The organism is Flavobacterium sp. OHVDL-2026-0007 (genome assembly GCF_059882335.1).
Map to the genome: position 1 here is coordinate 3,353,539 of NZ_CM187612.1, position 23,564 is coordinate 3,377,102.

23 protein-coding genes and 3 tRNA genes are annotated in these 23,564 nt (G+C 34.7%); 17 read left to right on the forward strand and 9 right to left on the reverse strand.

Going from position 1 to position 23,564, the window contains the following annotated elements; genetic code table 11:
- Positions 1 to 60 precede the first annotated feature (60 nt).
- From araA to AC51AA_RS13710, 4 genes are all read left to right on the forward strand, one after another.
- Positions 61 to 1,569 carry an L-arabinose isomerase gene (gene araA / locus AC51AA_RS13695; RefSeq protein ID WP_500702795.1) on the forward strand — a complete coding sequence of 503 codons (1,509 nt, stop codon included), beginning with the start codon at positions 61 to 63 and terminating at the stop codon, positions 1,567 to 1,569.
- A gap of 77 nt (positions 1,570 to 1,646) precedes the next feature.
- On the forward strand, positions 1,647 to 2,831 hold the full coding sequence (locus tag AC51AA_RS13700) for an aldose epimerase family protein (RefSeq protein ID WP_500702796.1): 1,185 nt from the start codon (positions 1,647 to 1,649) through the stop codon (positions 2,829 to 2,831).
- A 195-nt stretch (positions 2,832 to 3,026) separates the two neighbouring features.
- Positions 3,027 to 3,497, forward strand: a complete 471-nt coding sequence (locus AC51AA_RS13705; RefSeq protein WP_500702797.1) for an OsmC family protein — start codon at positions 3,027 to 3,029, stop codon at positions 3,495 to 3,497.
- Positions 3,498 to 3,730: 233 nt separating this feature from the next.
- The gene (locus AC51AA_RS13710) at positions 3,731 to 4,975 is read left to right on the forward strand and encodes a porin family protein (RefSeq protein ID WP_500702798.1); all 1,245 of its coding nucleotides are present in this window, start codon (positions 3,731 to 3,733) and stop codon (positions 4,973 to 4,975) included.
- A gap of 218 nt (positions 4,976 to 5,193) precedes the next feature.
- Here AC51AA_RS13710 and AC51AA_RS13715 read toward each other — a convergent pair.
- Positions 5,194 to 5,273 (reverse strand) — tRNA-Leu (locus AC51AA_RS13715).
- A 230-nt stretch (positions 5,274 to 5,503) separates the two neighbouring features.
- Between AC51AA_RS13715 and AC51AA_RS13720 the strand changes: the two genes are divergently transcribed.
- The 4 genes from AC51AA_RS13720 (at position 5,504) to AC51AA_RS13735 (ending at position 8,709) form a co-directional block, all read left to right on the forward strand.
- Positions 5,504 to 6,445 carry a ribose-phosphate pyrophosphokinase gene (locus AC51AA_RS13720; protein ID WP_500702799.1) on the forward strand — a complete coding sequence of 314 codons (942 nt, stop codon included), beginning with the start codon at positions 5,504 to 5,506 and terminating at the stop codon, positions 6,443 to 6,445.
- Positions 6,446 to 6,515: 70 nt separating this feature from the next.
- Positions 6,516 to 7,127 carry a 50S ribosomal protein L25/general stress protein Ctc gene (locus tag AC51AA_RS13725; RefSeq protein WP_500702800.1) on the forward strand — a complete coding sequence of 204 codons (612 nt, stop codon included), beginning with the start codon at positions 6,516 to 6,518 and terminating at the stop codon, positions 7,125 to 7,127.
- A gap of 208 nt (positions 7,128 to 7,335) precedes the next feature.
- Positions 7,336 to 7,962, forward strand: coding sequence for an aminoacyl-tRNA hydrolase (gene pth / locus AC51AA_RS13730; RefSeq protein ID WP_500702801.1), 627 nt, complete (start codon positions 7,336 to 7,338; stop codon positions 7,960 to 7,962).
- Between the two features lie 138 nt (positions 7,963 to 8,100).
- Complete coding sequence (locus AC51AA_RS13735) at positions 8,101 to 8,709, forward strand: superoxide dismutase (RefSeq protein ID WP_500702802.1); 609 nt, start codon at positions 8,101 to 8,103, stop codon at positions 8,707 to 8,709.
- 465 nt (positions 8,710 to 9,174) lie between these two features.
- Here AC51AA_RS13735 and AC51AA_RS13740 read toward each other — a convergent pair whose 3' ends face one another.
- The 4 genes from AC51AA_RS13740 to AC51AA_RS13755 form a co-directional block, all read right to left on the reverse strand.
- The gene (locus tag AC51AA_RS13740) at positions 9,175 to 11,073 is read right to left on the reverse strand and encodes an amidophosphoribosyltransferase (protein WP_500702803.1); all 1,899 of its coding nucleotides are present in this window, start codon (positions 11,071 to 11,073) and stop codon (positions 9,175 to 9,177) included.
- An 82-nt stretch (positions 11,074 to 11,155) separates the two neighbouring features.
- Positions 11,156 to 12,079 carry a PfkB family carbohydrate kinase gene (locus tag AC51AA_RS13745; protein ID WP_500702804.1) on the reverse strand — a complete coding sequence of 308 codons (924 nt, stop codon included), beginning with the start codon at positions 12,077 to 12,079 and terminating at the stop codon, positions 11,156 to 11,158.
- A 239-nt stretch (positions 12,080 to 12,318) separates the two neighbouring features.
- Entirely contained in the window at positions 12,319 to 12,714 is a 396-nt protein-coding gene (locus AC51AA_RS13750) for a hypothetical protein (protein WP_500702805.1), read from the reverse strand.
- Positions 12,698 to 13,285, reverse strand: a complete 588-nt coding sequence (locus AC51AA_RS13755) for an RNA polymerase sigma factor (protein WP_500702806.1) — start codon at positions 13,283 to 13,285, stop codon at positions 12,698 to 12,700. Before AC51AA_RS13755 ends, AC51AA_RS13750 begins: the two co-directional genes overlap by 17 nt.
- A 130-nt stretch (positions 13,286 to 13,415) precedes the next feature.
- On the opposite strand from AC51AA_RS13755, the gene AC51AA_RS13760 reads away from it, so the two are divergent.
- Positions 13,416 to 13,763 (forward strand): DUF6249 domain-containing protein, encoded by a 348-nt coding sequence (locus tag AC51AA_RS13760; RefSeq protein ID WP_500702807.1) that lies wholly within the window; start codon positions 13,416 to 13,418, stop codon positions 13,761 to 13,763.
- 73 nt (positions 13,764 to 13,836) lie between these two features.
- On the opposite strand, the gene rnhA is transcribed toward AC51AA_RS13760, so the two are convergent.
- Together rnhA and purN are read right to left on the reverse strand one after the other, a co-directional pair.
- Positions 13,837 to 14,316 carry a ribonuclease HI gene (rnhA, locus tag AC51AA_RS13765; RefSeq protein ID WP_500702808.1) on the reverse strand — a complete coding sequence of 160 codons (480 nt, stop codon included), beginning with the start codon at positions 14,314 to 14,316 and terminating at the stop codon, positions 13,837 to 13,839.
- A 133-nt stretch (positions 14,317 to 14,449) separates the two neighbouring features.
- Positions 14,450 to 15,013, reverse strand: a complete 564-nt coding sequence (gene purN, locus AC51AA_RS13770) for a phosphoribosylglycinamide formyltransferase (RefSeq protein ID WP_500702809.1) — start codon at positions 15,011 to 15,013, stop codon at positions 14,450 to 14,452.
- Positions 15,014 to 15,188: 175 nt separating this feature from the next.
- Here purN and AC51AA_RS13775 point away from each other — a divergent pair, with 175 nt between their 5' ends.
- The 8 genes from AC51AA_RS13775 to AC51AA_RS13810 all read left to right on the forward strand — a co-directional run bounded on the left by AC51AA_RS13775 (position 15,189) and on the right by AC51AA_RS13810 (position 23,257).
- Positions 15,189 to 15,425 (forward strand): acyl carrier protein, encoded by a 237-nt coding sequence (locus AC51AA_RS13775; RefSeq protein ID WP_007137004.1) that lies wholly within the window; start codon positions 15,189 to 15,191, stop codon positions 15,423 to 15,425.
- Between the two features lie 243 nt (positions 15,426 to 15,668).
- Positions 15,669 to 16,922, forward strand: coding sequence for a beta-ketoacyl-ACP synthase II (gene fabF, locus AC51AA_RS13780; RefSeq protein WP_500702810.1), 1,254 nt, complete (start codon positions 15,669 to 15,671; stop codon positions 16,920 to 16,922).
- An 8-nt stretch (positions 16,923 to 16,930) separates the two neighbouring features.
- Positions 16,931 to 17,671 (forward strand): ribonuclease III, encoded by a 741-nt coding sequence (gene rnc, locus AC51AA_RS13785; RefSeq protein WP_500702811.1) that lies wholly within the window; start codon positions 16,931 to 16,933, stop codon positions 17,669 to 17,671.
- A 125-nt stretch (positions 17,672 to 17,796) separates the two neighbouring features.
- Complete coding sequence (locus tag AC51AA_RS13790) at positions 17,797 to 18,285, forward strand: IPExxxVDY family protein (protein WP_500702812.1); 489 nt, start codon at positions 17,797 to 17,799, stop codon at positions 18,283 to 18,285.
- Between the two features lie 5 nt (positions 18,286 to 18,290).
- On the forward strand, positions 18,291 to 19,721 hold the full coding sequence (pyk, locus tag AC51AA_RS13795) for a pyruvate kinase (protein ID WP_500702813.1): 1,431 nt from the start codon (positions 18,291 to 18,293) through the stop codon (positions 19,719 to 19,721).
- A 244-nt stretch (positions 19,722 to 19,965) separates the two neighbouring features.
- Positions 19,966 to 20,547: a DUF4136 domain-containing protein gene (locus AC51AA_RS13800; protein ID WP_500702814.1), complete on the forward strand. Its 582-nt coding sequence runs from the start codon at positions 19,966 to 19,968 to the stop codon at positions 20,545 to 20,547.
- 360 nt (positions 20,548 to 20,907) lie between these two features.
- Positions 20,908 to 22,104, forward strand: a complete 1,197-nt coding sequence (locus AC51AA_RS13805) for a C1 family peptidase (RefSeq protein WP_500702815.1) — start codon at positions 20,908 to 20,910, stop codon at positions 22,102 to 22,104.
- Between the two features lie 259 nt (positions 22,105 to 22,363).
- The gene (locus tag AC51AA_RS13810; RefSeq protein WP_500702816.1) at positions 22,364 to 23,257 is read left to right on the forward strand and encodes a hypothetical protein; all 894 of its coding nucleotides are present in this window, start codon (positions 22,364 to 22,366) and stop codon (positions 23,255 to 23,257) included.
- Between the two features lie 77 nt (positions 23,258 to 23,334).
- Here the strand turns inward: AC51AA_RS13810 and AC51AA_RS13815 are convergent.
- Together AC51AA_RS13815 and AC51AA_RS13820 are read right to left on the reverse strand one after the other, a co-directional pair.
- Positions 23,335 to 23,408 (reverse strand) — tRNA-Asn (locus tag AC51AA_RS13815).
- Positions 23,409 to 23,447: 39 nt separating this feature from the next.
- Positions 23,448 to 23,521: transfer RNA gene (locus AC51AA_RS13820), tRNA-Asn, on the reverse strand.
- Between the last annotated feature and the right edge of the window lie 43 nt (positions 23,522 to 23,564).

The window sequence follows — 23,564 nt, forward strand, 5'->3', positions numbered from 1 at the left end:
GTAAAGAACAAAGATTTTGGACAATTTTAAAATCTGAAACTTGAAAAAACAATACAACACATGATAGATATAGCACAAAAAGAAGTTTGGTTTGTAGTAGGAAGCCAGGAATTATATGGTGAAGAAACACTTAGGAAAGTAGCGGAACATTCGCAGATAATGGCCAAAGGATTAGATGGGGACTCTCATATACCAGTGAAAGTAGTTTATAAAGAGGTGGTAAAATCTCCTTCTCAGATTTTAGAGGTTTGTTTAGAGGCAAACGGAGCTAAAAACTGTATCGGAATTATCGCTTGGATGCATACTTTCTCACCTGCAAAAATGTGGATTGGTGGACTAAGTATTTTAAAGAAACCTTTGTGTCATTTGCATACCCAATACAACGCTGAAATTCCATGGGGAACCATTGATATGGATTTTATGAACTTAAATCAGTCGGCACATGGAGATCGTGAGTTTGGTTTTATCATGTCAAGAATGCGTAAAAAGCGTAAGGTCGTGGTTGGACATTGGGAAGATCCTCGTGTTTTAAATAAATTGGGAGTTTGGACAAGAGTGGCTTTAGGATGGGACGAACTGCAAAACTTAAAAGTTGCTCGTATTGGTGATAATATGCGTGAGGTTGCTGTTACTGAAGGGGATAAAGTAGAAGCTCAAATTCGTTTTGGAATGTCTGTTAACGGTTATGATTCATCAGATGTTACTCAACATATAGAGAAAGTTACCGATCAGCAATTACAGGATTTGTTAGCTGTTTATGAAGCTTCATATACTTTAACGGATTCATTAAAAGAAGGTGGGGCGCAAAGAAGCTCATTAGTTGAAGCAGCAAAAATTGAATTGGGTTTAAGAGCATTCCTTGAAGAAGGAGGTTTTGGAGCTTTTACAGATACGTTTGAAAACCTTGGAGCTTGGAAACAATTACCTGGAATTGCAACACAAAGATTAATGGCCGATGGATATGGTTTTGGTGGTGAGGGCGATTGGAAAACCGCTGCAATGGTGAGAGTATTAAAGGTAATGAATGTGGGGCTTGAAGGAGGAACTTCTTTCATGGAAGATTACACCTATCATTTTACACCTCAAAAGTCCTATGTTTTAGGATCTCATATGTTAGAAATTTGTCCGTCAATTGCGGATGCAAAACCTTCATGTGAAGTACATCCCTTAGGAATTGGAGGAAAAGAAGATCCAGCACGTTTGGTATTCAATTCTCCTGCTGGAGATGCTATCAATGTATCTTTGGTTGATATGGGGAATCGTTTCCGTTTAATAGTCAATGAAGTTGAAGCAGTAAAACCAATGGCAGATTTACCAAAATTACCCGTTGCGAGAGTTTTATGGGATTGCAAACCAAATCTTGATATTGCAGCTACCGCTTGGATTTTAGCTGGAGGAGCCCATCATACTGTCTACAGCCAGGCTATTACAACGGAATACATGGAAGATTTTGCTGATATCGCTGGAATTGAATTATTGGTTATCGATGAAAAAACAACCGTAAGAGAGTTTAAAGATAAAATCAATGCTAACGAAGCTTACTTCCATTTGTTTCAGCACGGGCTTTAATCTGTTGAAAAGTCCTAAAGATTTAGTTACTTTGAAGCACTTGACTTTGAGATTTTACTAATTTAATAATAGTATTTATGAATGTATTAAAACGTTGTGTTTTTGGATTAAGCCTGCTGAGTCTGGCTGCAATTTCAGTGCAATGCAAAAGCGATAAAAAAACAGGTCCTACAGCAGTTTCTTCAGATGAAAAAGCGACTGTAACCATCGAAAAATCTTCTTATGGAACCACTTCAAAAGGAGAAAAAATTGATAGTTATAAGTTGAAAAACCAAAATGGGATGGAAGTGGATATCATCACTTTTGGAGGAATCATTACAGATTTAAAAGTACCCAATAAGGAAGGTGTTTCTGAAAACGTGGTAATTGGATTTAATTCTCTGGCACAATATGAAAAGGAAAATCCATTTTTTGGAGCCCTTATCGGAAGATACGGAAACCGAATAGCGAAGGGCAAATTTTCTTTAGATGGGAAAGACTATCAATTGGCTATAAATGATGCACCAAATGCTTTGCACGGTGGGCCGAAAGGTTTCTTTAAAGTAGTTTGGAAGGCCGATGAGGTGAAATCCGGAAATATGGCTTCCTTAAAATTATCGTATTTAAGTAAAGATATGGAAGAAGGTTATCCTGGGAATTTACAGGTTTTCGTAACCTATACATTAACAAATGATAATCAGTTAGAAGTGCTTTATGAAGCCACTACAGATAAGAAAACCGTTGTGAACCTTACACAGCATTCTTATTTCAATTTGTCTGGAGACTTTTCTAAAACAATTTTGGATCATGAATTGACGTTGAATGCAGATAAATTAGTTCCAGTCGATGCGACTTTAATTCCAACAGGAAAATTAGAAGATGTGGCCAATACTCCTTTTGATTTTAGAACGCCAAAATTAATTGGTAAAGACATCGAAGTTAAGAATGGACAATTAGAAAGAGGGAAAGGTTACGATCATTGTTGGGTATTAAACAATACTGAAAAAGGAAAAACAATAATTGCAAAAGTATTCCATGCGGCAAGTGGAAGAATACTGGAAGTGACTACTGACGAGCCTGGAATTCAGTTTTACTCTGGAAATTTCTTAGACGGAACTTTGCCAACACGCAATGGAGGAACTTACGGACACAGGTCGGGTCTTTGTTTAGAAACAGAGCATTATCCCGATTCTCCAAACCAGAAAAACTTCCCGACAACGCTTTTAAACCCGGGAGAAAATTATAAAACTAAAACTACTTTTAAATTCTCAGTGAAAAAATAGTCTTAGAATTTGTTTACTAATTCAATTATCTGAAAACCTCGAAAGTATTCCTTTCGAGGTTTTTTTTGTGCCGTAAAAAGAGCGAAGGGCTCGCGTAAGATGAAGGTTTTTAACCCATGCAATTCTGTGTCTTTACGAGAGTAAATAATTTAGCGGGTAAAATCATAACTTAGCAAAAGCAAAGACAAACATAAAATGAAACATTTATTCCAAGCAGAAGCAAAGTGGACTGCAATCCAAGATAAAGAAGAGTCATCGAAGAGATTTTACAGTAAAAGTCATAAAATTAGGATCAAAGGAAAACCGGTTTTGACTGTTTCGGCGGCAAAAGCGTTCAAAGGTGATCCTGAGTTATACAATCCGGAAGATTTGCTACTGAGTAGTTTGGTTTCGTGTCATATGATGTCTTATTTTTATGTATGCTCTCAAAACGCAATAGAAGTCCTGGAATATGAAGATAAGGCTGAAGCAATATTAGAAGTTTCTCCAGATGGAAGTGGGCGCTTTACGGAAGTACAGCTAAATCCTAAAGTAAAGATTTCAAATCAAGATAAAATGGAATTGGCAATCGAGCTGCATAAAAAAGCCAATGAATTGTGTTTTATAGCGAACTCTTGTAATTTTCCTATTCGGCATAATGCAACTTGTGAGCTTTTTAGAGTGTAAGGCACATAGTTGTATTTTGGAGTGCTGCCGTATTAGAGTCTGACTCAAATTTGGCTCTCTCAAAAAGCAATGTCTGTATTATTCGAATGTTCAACTGACACTATACCGTTACCGAGGTTTACTCGGTAATTGCTGTTGGTGAAAACACAACAGAAAACAGTATAAAAAATGTAGCTTTTTATTTGCATATCAATTGATTTGGTTACTTTTACGCGCAAAACCAAAAATCAATTATGAAAATAAAATTACTAATTACGTTACTACTTTATTGCACTTTTACCACGGCACAAATCTCATTTGAAAAAGGATACTTTGTTCAAAATGATGGAAAAAAAATTGAATGCTTTATAAGAAATTATGATTGGATGAATACGCCAACCGATTTCAAGTATAAGTTACAGCTTAATGATTCAGAGATAAAAACTCAAAGCATTGCCACTACACAAGAGTTTAGCATTGACAATGAGTGCAAGTATAAAAGATTTAAAATTAAAATTGATCGTTCAAGTGATGCACTAAATGAAATAACAAAAGACAGAAATCCAAAATGGAAAGAAGAGACCATATTTCTGAAAGTGCTCATAGATGGAGAGGCGATCTTGTATAGTTATACTGATGGTAGTATGAATAGATTCTTTTATGCTACACAAACAATTCCTACAGAGCAATTAGTGCATGTTAGTTATTTTAGAGAAGACGGGGAAAACGTAAGTGAAAACAATGAATTCAAAAAGCAGCTTTTAAATAATGTCAAATCTTCCAATATAACCGAAAAAGACATTCAAACTCTTACTTATAAAAAGGCTGATTTGATCTATTATTTCTCAAAATACAATAATATCAAACCTATTGTAAATGAAAAAAAGCAGACAAAGACAAGTCAAAAACTATTCTTTGTTAAAATAACACCTGGTTTAAGTGTTATTTCATCATCAGCGAAAGACAACGTTGCTTCCCAACTAAATGTTGACTTCGGTAGTAAAGTTAGTTTCAAAATTGGTGCAGAGGCAGAATATGTATTTCCTTTTAATAAAAATAAATGGAGTTTATTTGTCAATCCCACCTATCAAAAATACCAAAACGAAAAAAATTATACTTATAATAGTGGGAGTATGATAGAAAATCCGGCAACACCTTATAATGTGAAAATAAAGTACAGTTCTGTACAGATACCAATTGGTATAAGACATTATATGTTTTTAAATCAAAACTCAAAAATTTTCATTAATGCTACATACTCATTTGATATAAAGGGTCAAACCAATATAACCTATACTAATATGACAGCAGGGAGTAATAGTAAATCAAATTTAGAAAGTGAGTCCGATACCAATTTTGCTTTTGGTTTGGGGTATAGTTTCAAAAGCAAATTCTCAGTAGAAGCAAGATTAAATACAAAGAAAGAATTAATGAATTATCAAAACTACTCTGTAAGATATAACGCAGTAGATTTTATATTTGGGTATACTATTTTTTAGTAAAAAATCAAACCCATTTGATTTTAAAGCAACTAAAGTATTTTTTTAATTTACTTCAGTTGCTTTCTTTTTGTATGTATAGAAATGTATGTGCTAAAAGCACCGTAGTTTTTGAGAAAAGGATGATTGAAGTGATCTAGAATTAGATTAGGGCTACCCTTATGACCACCCTAAAAAGCAAAAACCTCTGAAAATCAAAAGATTTCAGAGGTTTTATGTACCCGGAGCCGGAGTCGAACCGGCACGGTTTCCCACAGGTGTTTGAGACCAGCGCGTCTACCAATTCCGCCATCCGGGCTTAGCAGACGAAAAAATAATTAATAAATCAATTATTTTAACGCAATAGAATAAGTTTGGTTATGATATCATAAGTGCCCTTATTCCTTTAACACGGTGCAAATGTAAAAAATAATATTAAATGTCCAACAAAAAATACTTAAAATTTTCCTTTCAGTGTCCAATTAATTTTATAAATTTGCACCTCGTTAAAACAGAACGCACACAACTAACTACAAAACAACAAATTAAATGTCGCACCTAGAACCAGAAGCTAAAATTTTTGCTTGTTCACAAAGTGTCTATCTTGCAGAAAAAATTTCGGAACAATACGGAATTCCGTTAGGTAAAGTAACGATGTCAACGTATAGTGATGGAGAATTTCAACCATCTTACGAAGAGTCAATCAGAGGATTACGTGTTTTTATCGTATGTTCAACTTTCCCATCTGCTGACAATTTGATGGAATTGTTACTGATGATTGATGCAGCAAAACGTGCATCAGCAAGACACATTACAGCTGTAATGCCTTACTTTGGTTGGGCAAGACAGGATAGAAAAGATAAACCTAGAGTTCCGATTGGAGCAAAATTAGTAGCTAATTTATTAGATGCTGCTGGAGCAACAAGAGTGATGACAATGGATTTGCATGCAGATCAAATTCAAGGGTTTTTCGAAAAACCAGTAGACCATTTATTTGCCTCTACTATCTTTTTACCATATGTAGAAAGTTTAAAATTAGATAATCTAACTATTGCATCTCCGGATATGGGAGGTTCAAAAAGAGCATATGCTTACTCTAAGTTTTTAGAATCAGATGTAGTAATCTGCTATAAACAAAGAAAAGCAGCCAACGTTATCGACACTATGGAGCTAATTGGTGAAGTAAAAGGTCGTAATGTAATATTAGTAGACGACATGATCGATACGGGTGGAACATTAGCAAAAGCGGCAGATTTAATGATCGAAAAAGGAGCATTAAGCGTTAGAGCAATTTGTACACACGCTATTTTATCTGGTGGAGCTTACGAAAAAATTGAAAATTCTAAATTAAGTGAATTGATTGTTACAGATTCAATTCCATTAAAGAGAGAATCAAAGAAAATAAAAGTCGTGAGTTGTGCACCTCTTTTTGCTGAAGTTATGCACATGGTGCACCACAACAATTCCATCAGTGGAAAATTTATAATGTAAGCATTGCTTCAAAAGAGCAGTCGCATTATATCAAAGCAGTATATTATTTAATAACTATATTTTTTTTACAATGAAATCGATTACAATTAAAGGATCAGAAAGAGAAAGCGTGGGTAAAGTATCAACTAAAGCCTTACGTAATGCTGGAGCGGTTCCTTGCGTGTTATACGGAGGAAATCAGGCAGTACACTTCTCAGCAGAAGCAGCAGCATTCAAAAACTTGGTTTACACTCCAAATGCACACACAGTTGTGATTGAACTTGGAAAAGGAAAATCATTTAATGCAATTTTGCAAGACATTCAAGTACACCCAGTATCTGACAAAATTTTACACATTGACTTCTTCCAATTATTTGATGATAAAGAAATCACAATGGAAGTTCCAGTAAAAATCGTTGGTACATCAAAAGGTGTTCTTGCAGGTGGTGTTTTACGTTTGAACACACGTAAATTAAAAGTTAAAGCTTTACCTAAAAATCTTCCTGATTTTGTTGAAGCTGATATCACTCCACTTGAAATGGGTAACAAATTATATGTTACTAAAGTTGGTACTCCAGAATACAAAGTTATGCACCCAGAAAACACTGTTGTTGCTCAAGTAAGAATCTCTCGTGCTGCTATGAAAGCTGCTCAAGAGGCTGCAAAAGCTGCAAAAGCTCCTGCAAAAGGAAAGAAAAAATAATTTTTTTTCAATTCAGAATACAAAAGCATCAGTTGCAAAACTGGTGCTTTTTTTATGCCCTTACTTTTTTATGGTGCAGGAGGTATCGTGGGGGTATTGAGCTCTTTTCAATAGCGAAACACGGACAAACAAAACTACTTACTCTTAGATTTTCTAATTATCTAATGGGGTCATTTCCTAATTACCAAATTAAGCCTATTTTTGCATCATGATAAAATGGATGACAAAACTGTTTTCATCAACGAAAAAAGAAGAGAACATTGATAATATGAAAAAATATTTAATTGTAGGTTTAGGCAATATAGGTGCTGAATATGTAAATACAAGACATAACATAGGTTTTAAGGTGCTTGATTTTCTTGCTAAAAAAGAAGGTCTGTCTTTTGAGACTGTAAAATTGGGTACATTAGCGGAGTATAAATTCAAAGGAAGAACCTTTTTCTTGTTGAAACCCAATACCTATATGAATTTAAGCGGTAAGGCGGTCAAATACTGGATGGATAAAGAAAATATTCCCTTAGAAAACATTCTAGTGGTTACTGATGATTTAAATCTGTCATTTGGAACGATTCGTATCAAGCCAAAAGGGAGTGATGGTGGTCATAACGGACTGAAAAACATTAATCTTGTTCTCAATACACAGCAGTACACTCGTTTTCGATTTGGGATAAGTGATCAGTTTAAGAAGGGGCAACAAGTGGATTATGTGTTGGGGGATTGGGATGAAGAGGAAAAGGCAAAATTGCCAGAACGTTTAGAAGTTGCTTCAGAAATTATTAAATCGTTTGGAACAGCTGGATTGGAAAACACGATGACTACTTTTAATGGAAAGTAAAGATTTACAGTAGTATAGTTCTTTTTAAAAAAGAGGATCAATTATTTAAATCAAATTATAACGAAATACTATTTTCTATTCCAAAGTTAAATGTTTAAATTTGGGATAAATTATTATAAACCATAAAATCATAATATCATGGCTTTTGAATTACCACAATTACCTTATGCATATGATGCATTAGAACCACATATTGATGCTCGTACAATGGAAATTCACCATTCAAAACATCATAATGCTTATACAACTAATTTAAACGCTGCAATTGCAGGTACAGATTTAGAAGGAAAGACAATTGAAAATATCTTAATTAATTTAGATAAATCAAATGCTGCTGTTCGTAACAACGGTGGTGGTTTTTACAATCACAATTTGTTCTGGACAGTAATGTCTCCAAACGGTGGTGGATTACCAACAGGTGATTTGTTAGCGGCAATTGAGTCTTCTTTTGGGACTTTTGAAGAATTTAAAGCTAAATTTGCTAAAGCAGGTGCAACACAATTTGGTTCAGGATGGGCTTGGTTATGTGTACACAAAGGTGGTAAATTAGACGTTTGCGGTACTCCAAATCAAGATAATCCATTGATGCCAGAAGTTGGTTGTGGTGGAACTCCAATCTTAGGAATGGATGTTTGGGAGCACGCTTATTACTTGAATTACCAAAACAGAAGACCAGATTATATTGAAGCTTTCTTTAGTGTTATTAACTGGACGGAAGTAGCTAGAAGATTTGCTTTAGATAAATAGTAGATAGCATTACAAACATAGAATAGACGAGTGACCTTAGGGTTATTCGTCTTTTTTTTGCGCCTACTTTTTTGTATTCCGGTTTAGCTAGGTGGGTTTAGTCCAATAAAAAAGGCGAAATTTCTTTCGCCTTTTTTGCCCCAAATCTACCATAAACTTAACCTACTAATGTTATGGTTCAGTAAATGTATGGCAGCTATTTCTATGAAAAAAACTTTTTAGATGAATGGTCAATATATCCGATAAAGAGAATAAAATTGACTTTTGTGAAGCAATATTTGAGTTTATTCCAATAAAAAAGGTGGAATTGCTTCCACCCTTTTTGCCCCAAATCTACCATAAACTTAACCTACTAATGTTATGGTGAGTCAAAAGTATTATAGCATTCCGATTTTGCCAAACATATAGGATGAACGGCATAAAAAATCGATTAAATGCACAAATTAACCTTTTGTTAGTATTTCTTTAATACGCTCTTGCGTCTTTTCCTTCGTAAAAATTGATAAATGCTCTGTTTACTACACGGTTTCCACCCGGTGTAGGATAGTCTCCTGTGAAATACCAATCACCTAGATTTTTAGGGCAAGCTGTATGTAAATCTTCAACCGTTTGGAAAATGATTTTAACTTCAGCTTTGATTTCAGGAGAACTTAGCATCTCTGCAATTTTATCTGAAACTTCCTGTGGCGCAAATTGATCGTAAATAGCCGTAACATAATTGACAACATCACTATCTAGATAGTCTTCTTGTGCTTTACATTTAGCGTATACTTCATCTACTATATGATATAGGTTTCTTTCTTTTAATAAAGCCAAAGCAGCTCTAAAAGCAACAAGTCCTTCTAGCTTTGCCATGTCAATTCCGTAACAATCTGGGTAACGAATTTGTGGTGCTGATGAAACGATTACGATACGCTTAGGGTTTAAACGATCCATCATTTTAATGATGCTCATTTTTAGAGTTGTACCACGAACAATACTGTCGTCTATAATAACCAAATTGTCAGTTGGTTTGATTACTCCGTAGGTTACATCGTAAACGTGTGCTACTAGATCATCTCTACTACTGTCTTCGGTAATAAAGGTTCTAAGCTTAGCATCTTTAATAGCGACTTTTTCAGTACGGATTTTTACGGCTAATAATTCTTGTAATGTTTCAGCTGTAAGTGTGTTTCTGTTGGCTAAAATATAATTGTTCTTTCTTTGGTTCAAGAAATCTTGTGCCGCTTCTACTAAACCATAAAAGGAGGTTTCAGCGGTATTTGGGATATAAGAAAAAACAGTGTTGTCTGTGTCGCTATCAATTGAATCTAGAACTGCAGGTAAAATTAGTTTTCCTAAGTTTTTACGTTCTTGGTATATTTCAGCATCACTTCCTCTTGAGAAATAGATTCTTTCAAAAGAACAAGCTTTCTTAACTGTTGGTTCTAAAATTTGCTCCATCGATACTTTTCCGCTCTTTTTGATAATCAAAGCGTTTCCTGGTTCGATTTCCTGAACGCTTTCAAATGGAACGTTAAATACAGTTTGTATTACTGGTCTTTCAGAAGCTACGACTACAACTTCGTCATCTTGATAAAAATAAGCAGGACGAATTCCAGCTGGATCTCTAAAAACAAAGGCATCTCCATGACCTAATAAACCGGCCATTGCATAACCACCGTCTAGGTTTTTTGCTGAACGAGTTAAGATTTTTGCGATATCTAGGCGGTCTGCGATCACTGGTGAAGCTTCTCTTTTAGAATAGCCCTCTTGTTTACAGTCTTGGTAAAGTTGCATTACTTCTTTATCTAAGAAGTGACCAATTTTTTCCATAACCGTAACGGTGTCAGCCATTTCTTTTGGATGTTGACCAAGTTCAACTAGATTATTGAAAAGCTCTTTAACATTAGTCATGTTAAAGTTACCCGCTAATATTAAATTACGGTGCATCCAATTACTTTGACGTAAAAAAGGATGTACGCTTTCGATGCTGTTTTTACCGAAAGTACCGTAACGAACGTGACCTAAAAATAATTCGCCAATATAAGGAATGTTCGCTTTTTGCTGTGCAACATCATCTGCATATTCAGGATGAGTAGTCATCTCTTCATTGATACGCTCATTGATTTGTTTGAAAACATCTTGTATCGGTTGTGCATGATTGGAACGTACTCTGCTGATATAGCGTTCGCCCGGCTCAACATCTAATTTGATGCTTGCAAAACCTGCACCATCCTGACCACGGTTGTGCTGTTTTTCCATCATAAGATACATTTTTTGTATCCCGTAAAAGGCAGTACCGTATTTTTCTTTGTAATATTCAAGCGGTTTAAGAAGTCTAACTAAGGCTATACCACATTCGTGTTTTAAAGCGTCGCTCATTTTTTTTTGTATTTGTGTTGTTTTGTAAGTTGTGCGTAATAACGTAATAAAAAAAGCCCCGTTTTATCGAGGCTTTAGGGCATTATATTTCTATGTCAAACTGAGTTAACGTCTTAAACTGTTGTAATCGAATCGCAACTTCAGCTTTACTTAATGTTTCCATTCTTTGAGTTCCAAATTTCTCCACACAAAATGAAGCTAAATTAGAGCCGTAAATGATCGCATTTTTCATATTGTTAAACGAGATGTTTTCGCTTTGTGCAATGAATCCTGAGAAACCACCTGCAAAAGTGTCTCCAGCTCCTGTTGGATCAAAAACATCTTCTAATGGTAATGCTGGTGCAAAAAACACTTCTCTATTGTGGAATAAAAGTGCTCCGTGCTCTCCTTTTTTGATCACCACATATTTTGGTCCCAATTCTTGGATTTTGTTTGCTGCTTTTACTAAAGAATATTCTCCAGAAAGTTGTCTTGCTTCTTCATCGTTGATTGTAATAACGTCTACACGTTTAATTACGTCCAATAATTCAGGTAATGCGCAGTCCATCCAAAAGTTCATAGTGTCTAAAACTACTAATTTTGGTTTTTTCTCCATTTGATCTAAAACGCTGCTTTGAACTAATGGATGTAAGTTTCCTAACATCACAATATCAGCATCTTTATAGTTCTGAGGAACTTTTGGTTGGAAATCAGCCAAAACGTTTAACTCCGTTACTAAAGTGTCTCTAGAATTTAAATCGTTGTGGTACAAACCGCTCCAAAAAAAAGTTTTTCCACCTTTTACAATTTCGATACCTGAGATATCAATATTTTTTGAAGTTAATAAATCTAAATGTTCTTGAGGAAAATCGTCACCAACTACGGAAACAATGGCCGATTGTAGGTTAAAAAATGATGCAGATAAACCAATGTACGTTGCAGCACCACCTAAAATTTTATCTGTTTTTCCGAAAGGAGTTTCGATAGCGTCGAAAGCAACCGTTCCAACAATCAATAATTTATTCATTTTATGAATTTCGAATTAGGGTGCAAAGATAGTCCATAAGTTGCAATATTGCAACGGTTTAGGTTCTCAAAATTTTCATAAAAAAACAAGGCCGTTTTTAGGGTTAAAACTATTGTAAATGAGTGGTTTGTATTTGGCTGTTGAAAGGGATTAAAATATGTTTTTTCTCTTTAAATAACAAACCTTTATTCGGAAAAATACTTAAATAGTATACGGGAGTAATTCTTGATAAAGAAATGCTACAATTCATACTTTTTATCAAAATAATTCTTCAAAAGGCCAATTTGAACTAAAATCATAAAGGGAACTATTAGAAGGGCATAACCTATATTTTTAGAAAAGTGTATTCCTGAAAATAGACTAGAGGCTTTCTCTGAGTATAATTGAGCTATTTCTAAATTGGAAACCTCATTATTGGAAAGCATAGAATAAACGGTCATGGCTATTACGCTAGAGCCAATAAGCAGCCAAGTCGTTTTCGAAATTAGCGGTTTGTAGGTTTTGATTTTACTTTTTTCGGCTATGAGAACCTGAGTCATTATTTTTGAAGTAAAGTCAATAGATGGTGATTCCAAAGTATTTTCGGACATCATTTTATCAATTAGATTTTCTATATTTTTATCGCTCTCTTTCATAACACTCTAGTATTTCTGGTTCTAATTGCTTTTTCAAAATTACAGCTAATTTTTGTCGGCTTCTAAATAGTTTTACTTTTACATTGTTGGCCGTAATGCTCATGATTTTTCCTATCTCTTCTAAATTCTGATCTTCAAAATAAAATAAAGTGAGTAAGAAATTCTCTTCACTTGGCAATAAATTCAAACAATTCTGAATCGTTTGCTTTCGTTCTTTTTCTTCTAAGGCACTTAAAGCATTATCCATTGTTTTGATTAAATGTGCCGAAAATTCATCAATGGAAATGTTGTTGTCCTCTTTTTTGTTTTTCTTTAAGCGATCTAAACACGTATTGTAAGCGATTTTGTAGATCCAAGTTGAAAATTTCGAATCGCCTTTAAACTTGTTCAGAGAGTTGTAAATTTTAATAAAAGTATCTTGTGCAACTTCTTCTGCTTCTTCTCTGTTTTTGATCATTTTGAGTCCCAAAGTGAAGATCATATCCTTATAGCGATCGACCAACACGGCAAATGCAGCTGTCTCACCTTGTATAATTTTATCGATATAATGTTGATCGCTTAATGTACTCATAATGTTATAGGACGTCAAGGAAGTTACTTAGGTTACAATAAAATTAATTTATTTTTTTTTAATAAAATCTGTAACCTGAATTAAAGTTGTTTCGTCATATGGAGTATCAATCAATTAAATAGTAAAAAATATGGGACCACAAATTTTAATACCAATTAGTATGTTTCTGATGATCTTTGGGATTGTCTATCTTATTTATTCAACAAGAAATAGAGAGCGTTTGGCTTTGATAGAGAAAGGTGTTGATGCGAGTATCTTTTTAAAAGGAAATGGAAAAGGTGTTCCGGCCTGGAAAGTATTTGTTTTGAACTTGGCCTTTGTATTAATTGGAAGTGGAGTTGGGCTTTTTGTGGCTTTGCTGATTACAACTTATACTTCTTTAGAGGGTTCTGCAGTTTATCCGTCCATCATTTTTATTATGGCAGGTGTTGGTTTGCTTGCAGGATATAGTAAGGCCAAAGACTTAGATAAAGAGTAATTATCGTTTAAGTTAGTGCCTTTAATAACGATAATAACGCGTCGAAAACTATTGTTTTTGACGCGTTACTTGTTTATGACTTTGAACCGATGGTTTCATAGTAAACATCAACAGAAAGATTCTTCTGTAAAGCAGCCATTACGGCTAACTCGTCACAGCGCTCGTTTTGAGGATGATTGTTGTGGCCTTTTACCCATTTAAAATCGACTTGGTGTTTGCGGTATATGATTAAAAACCGTTTCCATAAATCGGGATTTTTCTTTCCAACGTATCCTTTTTTCTCCCAGCCGAAAACCCATTTTTTTACCACGGAATCGATGACGTACTTGGAGTCTGAAATGACCAAAACTCTCATGTTTGGGTTCTTGAGTTTTTCCAGACCAACAATTACCGCTAAAAGTTCCATTCTGTTATTGGTGGTAAGCCGGAAACCTTCGTAAAATTCTTTTTTATGTGGTGTACCAACCAATTCCATCACCACGCCGTATCCGCCGTTTCCAGGATTTCCTTTTGCTGCGCCATCTGTATATATATGTACTTCGTGTTGCGTCATTTTGAATTTTGTTAGTCCTATAAGAGGAGTAAGGCTTTCGTCTTAACGTATTTCTTAAGTGATCTAATTAATGTAAGTGTCTTGAAAAGATACGGTCGGTATCTTTTCAAGACGTATTGTTTTTTTTGTAAGCTTAATCTTCTAGTAATCTCGAGATAATTTCTGGAAAATACTTTTGTTCTAGTTCGTGAATCTTTTCGGCTACCGTTTCTGGGGTGTCCTCATTATTTAAAGCGACACTTTTCTGAAAAATGATTGCTCCTTCGTCGTAATTTTCATTTACAAAATGGATGGTTATTCCGGTTTCTTTTTCTTTGTTTTCGACTACTGCCCTGTGTATGTGCATACCATACATTCCTTTTCCTCCATAGCTTGGTAAAAGAGCCGGATGTATGTTGATTATTTTATCAGGATAGTTCGCAATGATGTTTTCTGGGAATTTTAATAGAAAACCTGCTAGAACTATCAGATCTGGGTCGATTTCCTGTATTTTTTGTAGTACGTTTCGTTCTAAAAGTTCGTTTTTAGAGAAGATTTCAGCCGAAATTTGATGATTTTTTGCTCTTTCGATGACTTTTGCTGAAGCGTTGTTGGTAAATACGGAAACCACTTTTGCAATTTTGCTTTTTGCAAAATGTTTTATAATGTTTTCAGCATTAGTTCCTGATCCTGAGGCAAAAACAATAATTTTTTTCATAATCAAATTTATTTTGAGAATGCAAAAAACGGAATAAAAATCGAAAATAAATAGCTTTAAAACAGCTTTCTTGAAATTAATTTTATAAATTAGTGTTACATTTATAAACTAAATCGTGGTTTTAAAATAAAGTTTTTTATTTTTGCCAACAAATTAAATTCTAAAATTAAAGATTATGTCAGACATTGCATCAAGAGTAAAAGCGATTATCGTAGACAAATTAGGTGTTGACGAAAACGAAGTTGTAACAGAAGCAAGCTTCACTAATGATTTAGGAGCTGACTCATTAGACACTGTTGAGCTTATTATGGAATTCGAAAAAGAATTTGATATTCAAATTCCAGACGATCAAGCAGAAAACATTGCTACTGTTGGTCAAGCTATTTCTTATATCGAAGAAGCTAAAAAATAATAATACTGCACCCGATTTCTAAAAATCCCAATTTTTGAAATTCCAAATTCCAATTTTGGATTTTGTTTTTTTTGATTTTTGAAATTTTTTAAAGATCGGGTGTTATTATTTTTTTAATATTTAAATTTAGATTGGTTCTCAATCAAAAAGATATATTTATATTGTAATGCCCATGGCTCTTAAGTAAATAGTACAGTTAAGAAAGCGTGGGTTTTATTTGTTTAAAGTACAAAATACATATTTATGGCATTAAGGCGAGTTGTTGTAACAGGATTAGGTGCTCTTACTCCTATCGGGAATAATATCCAAGAATATTGGAATGCACTTGTGAATGGGGTTAGCGGAGCCGCTCCTATCACATATTATGATACAGAAAAGCATAAAACGAAATTTGCCTGTGAAGTAAAAAACTTCAATATTGAAGATTTTATGGATCGTAAAGAATCTCGAAGATTAGACAAATTCGCTCAATATGCTGTTGCGGCTAGTGACGAAGCTATTAAAGATGCTGGTCTAACTAATGATAATATCGATAAAACAAGAGTTGGTGTTATCTGGGGAGCTGGAATTGGAGGTTTGGAGACTTTTCAAGAGGAGGTAATGTATTATGCTAAAGGAGACGGAACACCAAAATTCAATCCGTTCTTTATTCCTAAAATGATTGCCGATATTGCACCAGCACACATTTCGATGCGTAATGGGTATATGGGTCCAAATTATACTACCGTTTCTGCATGTGCATCTTCTGCAAATGCATTAATCGATGCTTTTAACTACATCCGTTTAGGGATGTGTGATGTTATTATATCAGGTGGTTCAGAAGCTGCTATTACCATTGCTGGTATGGGAGGTTTTAACTCGATGCATGCTTTATCAACAAGAAACGAAAGCCCAGAAACGGCTTCAAGACCTTTTGATGCAACTAGAGATGGTTTCGTTTTAGGAGAAGGAGCAGGAGCGTTGGTTCTTGAGGATTATGAACATGCTAAAGCAAGAGGAGCTAAAATTTACTGTGAAGTAGGTGGAGGCGGAATGTCATCTGATGCTTATCACTTAACAGCGCCACATCCAGAAGGAATTGGAGTTATTGCGGTGATGAAAAATACATTAAGAGATGCTGGAATGACTCCTGAAGATGTTGATCACATTAACACTCACGGAACTTCTACACCTCTAGGAGATGTTGCTGAATTGAAAGCAATTAGCGCTGTTTTTGGTGCTCATGCAAAAAACATCAACATTAACTCAACTAAATCAATGACAGGACACTTATTAGGTGCTGCTGGAGCTATTGAGGCAATTGCTTCAATCTTAGCGATGCAACACGGTATTGTTCCTCCAACAATTAATCACACAGTTGTGGATGAGAAGATTGATCCAGCATTAAATCTTACTTTAAATAAGCCTCAAAAAAGAGAAGTTAATGTTGCGATGAGTAACACGTTCGGTTTTGGTGGACACAATGCTTGTGTATTGTTTAAAAAGTTAGTTGATTAATTCGGTATATGAATATTATCAAAAAAATATTTTCTAAATCCCGTTCTCAAGAAGACGGGATTTTTTTTGACACTATTCAGAAAATACTTGGTTTTGAGCCTGTTTCAATTGATTTTTATAAGAAAGCTTTTACACATAGGTCGTCAAATAAAGTAGATGTGGATGGTCATGCCATTAACTATGAACGATTAGAGTTTTTAGGAGATGCGATGTTGAGTGCGGTTATTGCCGCTCATTTATTTAATAAAGCGCCTACGGGAGATGAGGGTTATTTGACTAAAATGCGCTCTAAAATTGTTAGTCGCGAACATTTGAATGAATTGGGTAAAGATCTCAATTTAGTTCGTTTCGTTGAAAGCAAAGTGCCTATTCAGCATTTTGGCGAAAATATTCATGGAAATATTTTTGAATCTCTTATTGGTGCGATCTATTTGGATAAAGGATATCCTTTTTGTGAAAAGTTTATTCAAAAGAGAGTCATTACCCCTTATGTAGATATTGCCCGACTCGAGGGTAAAGTAATTAGCTATAAAAGTCTGGTTATCGAATGGTGTCAAAAAGAAAAGAGAATTTTTCATTATGATATTTTTGAAGATAACGGTATTGATGGACAACGTCTATTTGGTGTAAAGCTAAGTATAGACGATAAAGTAATTGCAAGAGCAAGAGCAACTTCAAAAAAGAAGGCAGAGGAAAAAGCATCACAAAGAGCTTATTTTGCATTTCAAGAGAAAATAGACAAGAAATAACTGTAGAATTAGCGTAACTTTCTTAAGGCTATAACGTTTTCGTTTATAAATTAACAAAAACATGCAGGACTTCACTATAGATGCTCCGATAGAAATGGTATATTTACACCTTGATTTTTCATGACATGGCGATTCATAGATTGGATTTAGACGAATTCGACGAAATTGATTATTATTTATTGGCAATACATACTTCATTAGAAGATTATAGATTAGCCTATTTTATCAATAAAGGCCTACCGATAAACTTAAGTAAGAGCAAAAACGAGATTCATGCTCAAACAAAAGACGGTGAGGTAAATTTTTCTAGATTCTATTATTATGATTCCGAAAATGCCATTTCGTGGAATTTGATTCAGAATAAAAATGAGATCATTTCAGTGAGTAAAAATGATTCTCAGAATTTGTTTTCCAATGAACCAAGTGAGGTTTCAACAACAATTCATTTACTTCCTGAATTCAAAAAAGTAGATTTTTTCCTCAAAATTGAGAATGGGGAAGAGGTGATCGATTTTTCAGAAATTCAGCAACAACTAAATTTAATAGAAAGTATCGCGGCTATTTATGCTGTAGATACCAATAAAATAAAATCAAAAAACAATCTAATTTTTTAAAAAAAATGTTAACAAACAAGAAAACCAAAATTGTAGCTACACTTGGGCCTGCATGTAGTACGAGAGAGATTATAAAGGATATGATTGAGGCAGGGGTTAATGTGTTTAGAGTCAATTTTTCGCATGCTGATTACGAAGGTGTTAAGGAGAAAATCGATATTATTAGAGGTCTAAATGATGAGTTTGGTTACACTACAGCAATTCTTGGGGATTTACAAGGTCCTAAGCTTAGAGTTGGGGTAATGGAAGAAGGTACAGTAGTTAATGATGGTGATTTAATCACTTTTACAACTGCTGAAGATATTATCGGAACAGCTCAAAAAGTATTCATGAAATATCAAAATTTTCCAAATGATGTAAATCCAGGAGAAAGAATTTTATTGGATGATGGTAAGCTGATTTTTGAAATTATTTCTACAGATAAAAAAACAGAAGTTGTTGCTAAGGTAATTCAAGGTGGAGAGTTGAAATCTAAAAAAGGAGTTAATCTTCCTAATACTAAAATTTCATTACCAGCTTTAACTGAAAAAGATATTGCTGATGCTATTTTTGCTATTGAGCAAAAAGTGGATTGGATTGCACTTTCGTTTGTAAAAACGCCTCGTGACTTACAAGACTTACAAGAATTGATAGACAAACATTCGGATTATAAAATTCCGATTGTTGCTAAAATTGAAATGCCTGAAGCTTTAGAGAACATTGATAAGATTATCGCTTATTGCGATGCATTGATGGTAGCTCGTGGAGATTTAGGAGTTGAGCTTCCAGCGCATGAAGTGCCATTAGTTCAAAAAGATTTGATTCGTAGAGCTAAAACAGCTAGAATTCCAGTTATTGTGGCTACACAGATGATGGAAACGATGATCACAAGTTTAACACCAACAAGAGCGGAAGTAAACGACGTTGCAAACTCTGTAATGGATGGTGCTGATGCTGTAATGTTGTCTGGAGAAACTGCTACAGGAAACTATCCGGTACAGGTAATTCAAAGAATGACACAAATTTGTGAGGCTGTTGAAGATTCTCCGCTAATCAATGTGCCACAAAACACACCGCAAATTAAAACAAAACGTTTTATTACTAAAACAGTTTGTCACCAAGCTGCTTTATTAGCAAATGAGATCAAAGCAAAAGCAATTTGCACACTTACTAATAGTGGTTACACTGCTTTCCAAATTTCTGCTTGGAGACCATCTGCACATATTTTAGTATTTACTTCAAACAAAAGAATTTTAACTCAACTGAACTTATTATGGGGAGTAAAATCATTCTTTTATGATAAAGACGAAAGTACTGATGATACCGTTACAGACGTTAACGAAATTGCTAGAGAAAAAGGATATGTTGTAAAAGGAGATTATTTGATCAACCTTGCGGCAATGCCGATTAAAGATAAAGGAATGGTGAATACCATGAGAGTTTCTGAAATAGACTAGTTTTCTTAAGATACTATGAAAAGCCATTCGATACGTCGAATGGCTTTTTTGCGTTCTATAGGTTTTGTTTTGTTCGTGCTATAGGAAGTAGATTAAGTAAGAATTTTAGTAATTGTTTAATTGGTGGCCTAAAAATATTTATCTTTAAGGTGTGTTAAAATGTTGTTGTCTCGTCGTTTATGATGTAGTCGATATCTTAATGGTTTAGGCAAAGTTTTTAGTTACTAATTTAAATCCTGTAAAAATGAATAATAAAAGAAGGTGTTTTCGTCTAGTTACTTTATTGTTACTGGTTTTTGTTTATGGTTGTTCACCTACGGTAAGGGTAACAACTGACTTTGATCCAGAGGTGAGATTTGGAGAGTTTAGGACTTTTGCAGTTTATGATTTAAAAGCACAGAGTGGTCAAATTAGTCAATTAAATGCTGATCGTATATTGAATTCGATTCGTAATGAAATGATCGCGAAGGGGTTTGTGGAGTCGGGAAGAAATCCGGATCTAATGATAAATGCCGTTACGATCTTGAAAAATAAAACAGCGGTTACTGCCAACTCTGATTTTTATGGCTATGGTGGTATGTACCGACCTTATAGATACTGGGGAGTCAGTCCTATGATGGGTGGGGTTAATACGAGATTCGACACCTATAATTATGTAGACGGCTCTCTTGTGATTGATATAGTATCTACAAGAACAGGAAAGTTGATTTGGCAGGGAATAGGTAATGCTCAAATTGATAGTAGGCCAAAAAATCCAGAGAAATTTATTGGAGATGCGATCAAAAAGATATTGACTGGCTTTCCTCCTGATTTGGCAAAGCGATAGTTTTGGAATAAATAGTTGAGGGTTATTTTATTGGGTGAGACTAGGAGAACCCGGTGCTTTTTTAAAAGGCAGTTTTGCTTTAAGGGATTAAATTCCAAATAAAAGGAGTGTGGTAGAAGTGATCAGGCCAGTTAGTGTGATTAGTTGTATTGAATCTATAGGAAATTAACGCATAAATTTTTAAACTTAAAAAGCCGCAATAGTTTGAACTGTTGCGGTTTTTGTATTGATAGATGGGGTGTTTTTAAATATTAAGAAAAAATTAACTGTTTTGGACCCCACAAATTATATTATATTTAATTGTTTTGTAACAAAAAAGTAAATTACACTACTAATTTATCAAAACATTAAATAATTATTATGAATACATTTTCTATCAAATCAGTACTTGCTGCTTCGGTGTTTTTTGTTGGAGCTACGAGCTGTTTTGCACAAGACATTCTGGTGAATTCGCTAAAACTTAATGCAAGCGAAAAAAGTAAAGAAAACTTTAAATTCACGGAAGAAATTAATTTAGGAACAACTTCTGTAAAATTACAAGGTTCTTCAGGAACATGTTGGAGTTATTCAACAAATTCATTTTTAGAATCGGAGATGATTCGTTTAGGGAAACAACCAGTAGAGTTGTCTCAAATTTTCTCAGCAAGAAACGTGTATGTTGAAAAAGGGATTAATTATGTACGTATGCATGGTGCTGTTTCTTTAGGTGACGGAGGAGCATTGCATGATGTAATTAATATGTATAAAAAATATGGAACTGTTCCTAGAGAAGTATATACTGGATTGAATTACGGAACAGACAAAAATAAATTTGGAGAAATGGCGGCCCTTATTGAAGGAGTTTTGTCGGCTGTTGTAAAAAATCCAAATGGAGAATTAACGCCAAACTGGAAAAAAGCATATGCTGCAGTTATTGATTCTTATTTAGGAAATGTACCTGAAAATTTTGCATACAAAGGGAAGAATTATACACCACAGACTTTTGCTAAGGAAGTAGTAGGGATTAATCCTGATGAATATATCGAAATGTCGTCTTTTACTACAGCGCCATATTACCAAAAAACAATGATGGCTGTGCCGGATAACTGGTCATTTGATCAAGTATACAATGTAAAGGTGAATGATATGACAGATGTTATTGATAATGCTTTGAAAAAAGGATATACTGTAGCTTGGGCTACTGATGTTAGTGAGAAGAGTTTTAGTTGGAAAAATGGTGTTGCTTATGTTCCGACAAAGAAATTTGATGAGATGACCGCTGAAGAAAAAGCTGATATGTTCAACGGACCAAAAGCAGAGCCAGAGATTACGGCAGAAATGCGTCAGACAGCCTTTGATAATTACACGACAACGGATGATCATGGTATGCATATTATCGGTTTAGCTAAAGATCAAACTGGAAAAGAATATTACATCGTAAAGAATTCTTGGGGAGAGACAAACGACTACAAAGGATTTTTGTTTGTAACTAAAAATTTCGTGAAGTACAAAACAACAGCTTTGATGGTGAACAAAGGTGGAATTCCATCTGACATTGCTAAAAAACTAGGAGTTTAAGTCTAAACGGATTTTGAAATAAAAAAAATGGCGCTGCAATTAATTGTAGCGCCATTTTTTATGGTTGAATTTTGATGTGATGAAGACAGGAAGGGAAAGTAATCAGTTTTTTTCTTTTTCTATAGTGAATGTTTGTTTTGGATCTGGTGGGATTTAAAAAACTGCAGTTTAACGTCTTTTGGGGTTGTTTACGGGACGAATAAAAGAAAAGAGCGAGCAAAGGGTATCTTTGCGGTTTAAGTAAGTTAATCAAACCATTATGAGAACTTATATAATCCCTTTTATTGCCATTTCAAGTATTTTTTCTTTTAGCTGTTTTGGTCAGGGTAGCAATAGTGTTCCTATTAGCGAGTTAAAAGAGAAAGTTACTTCAAAGTTGGGCAGAGTGCCTAAAGATGATCGTGTCATCGTGTCTTATAAAGTGGAGGAGGTAGTGAATACGGCTTCAGGACAAAGAGTGACTACATATGAAGTTTCGAGAATAGAATTGGTAGATGCTAATGATTTAGGACCTAATAATACTAGAAAGGTGATTCCTGTATACGGGAAGTCAAAGCTGAAGGCTACGGAGAAGGACATAGAAGTAAAGTCTACTATTGTTGCCGATGTAGTGACGGTTAACCAAGTTAGTATTCCGATGGTTGTATCTTCTAATGCGGTTAAGTCTGCAAACATGAATGTTGAAAAGTCAGTTAGTATGCAAGCTGATGGGTTGGTTGGTGTTACAGCTAAGAAGCTAGTTGGTGCCAATACAGTGAAGTCTACTAGTGCGAATGCGGATAAGTCAGTTGCTGTGAATACGACCAAGTCAGCAAAGTCAGCTAATGTGAATACGAAGAAAGCTGCTGGTGTGACTACTGCCAAGTCAGTTGGTTTGAATCCTGTGAAGTCAGTTAGTGTGAATGTAGTGAATACCTATGAGAAGGTTTTGGATAAAGGGTATCGATCTATAGATATGCTAAGGAAAGTAGCTGATAAGTCTTATTTTGATGGAAATTTAAGTGCGGCCGTTAAATATTATGCGGAGTTGCTTGAAACAGATGCAGCTTTAGAGACGGTGTGTTATTATCGATACGCTCAGTCGTTAAAAGGCCTTGGTCAAATGGAGAAGGCAGATGAGATGATGAAGGTATATGAGAGCAAAAAAAAATAAAATGTAATTCGATTTGAATTTTACCTTGTTTTATAAACAAAAAAAAGACTATCGTTATGATAGTCTTTTTTTGAAAGCTCCCTCTCTTGGGCTCGAACCAAGGACCCTCTGATTAACAGTCAGATGCTCTAACCAACTGAGCTAAGAAGGAATCACCTTAAAGGTAAATATGTTTGCTAAAAAAAAGTTGCTCCCCCTCTTGGGCTCGAACCAAGGACCCTCTGATTAACAGTCAGATGCTCTAACCAACTGAGCTAAGGAGGAAGATGTTGTTCTTTTTAGCGAGTGCAAATATAGAGGATTTTTT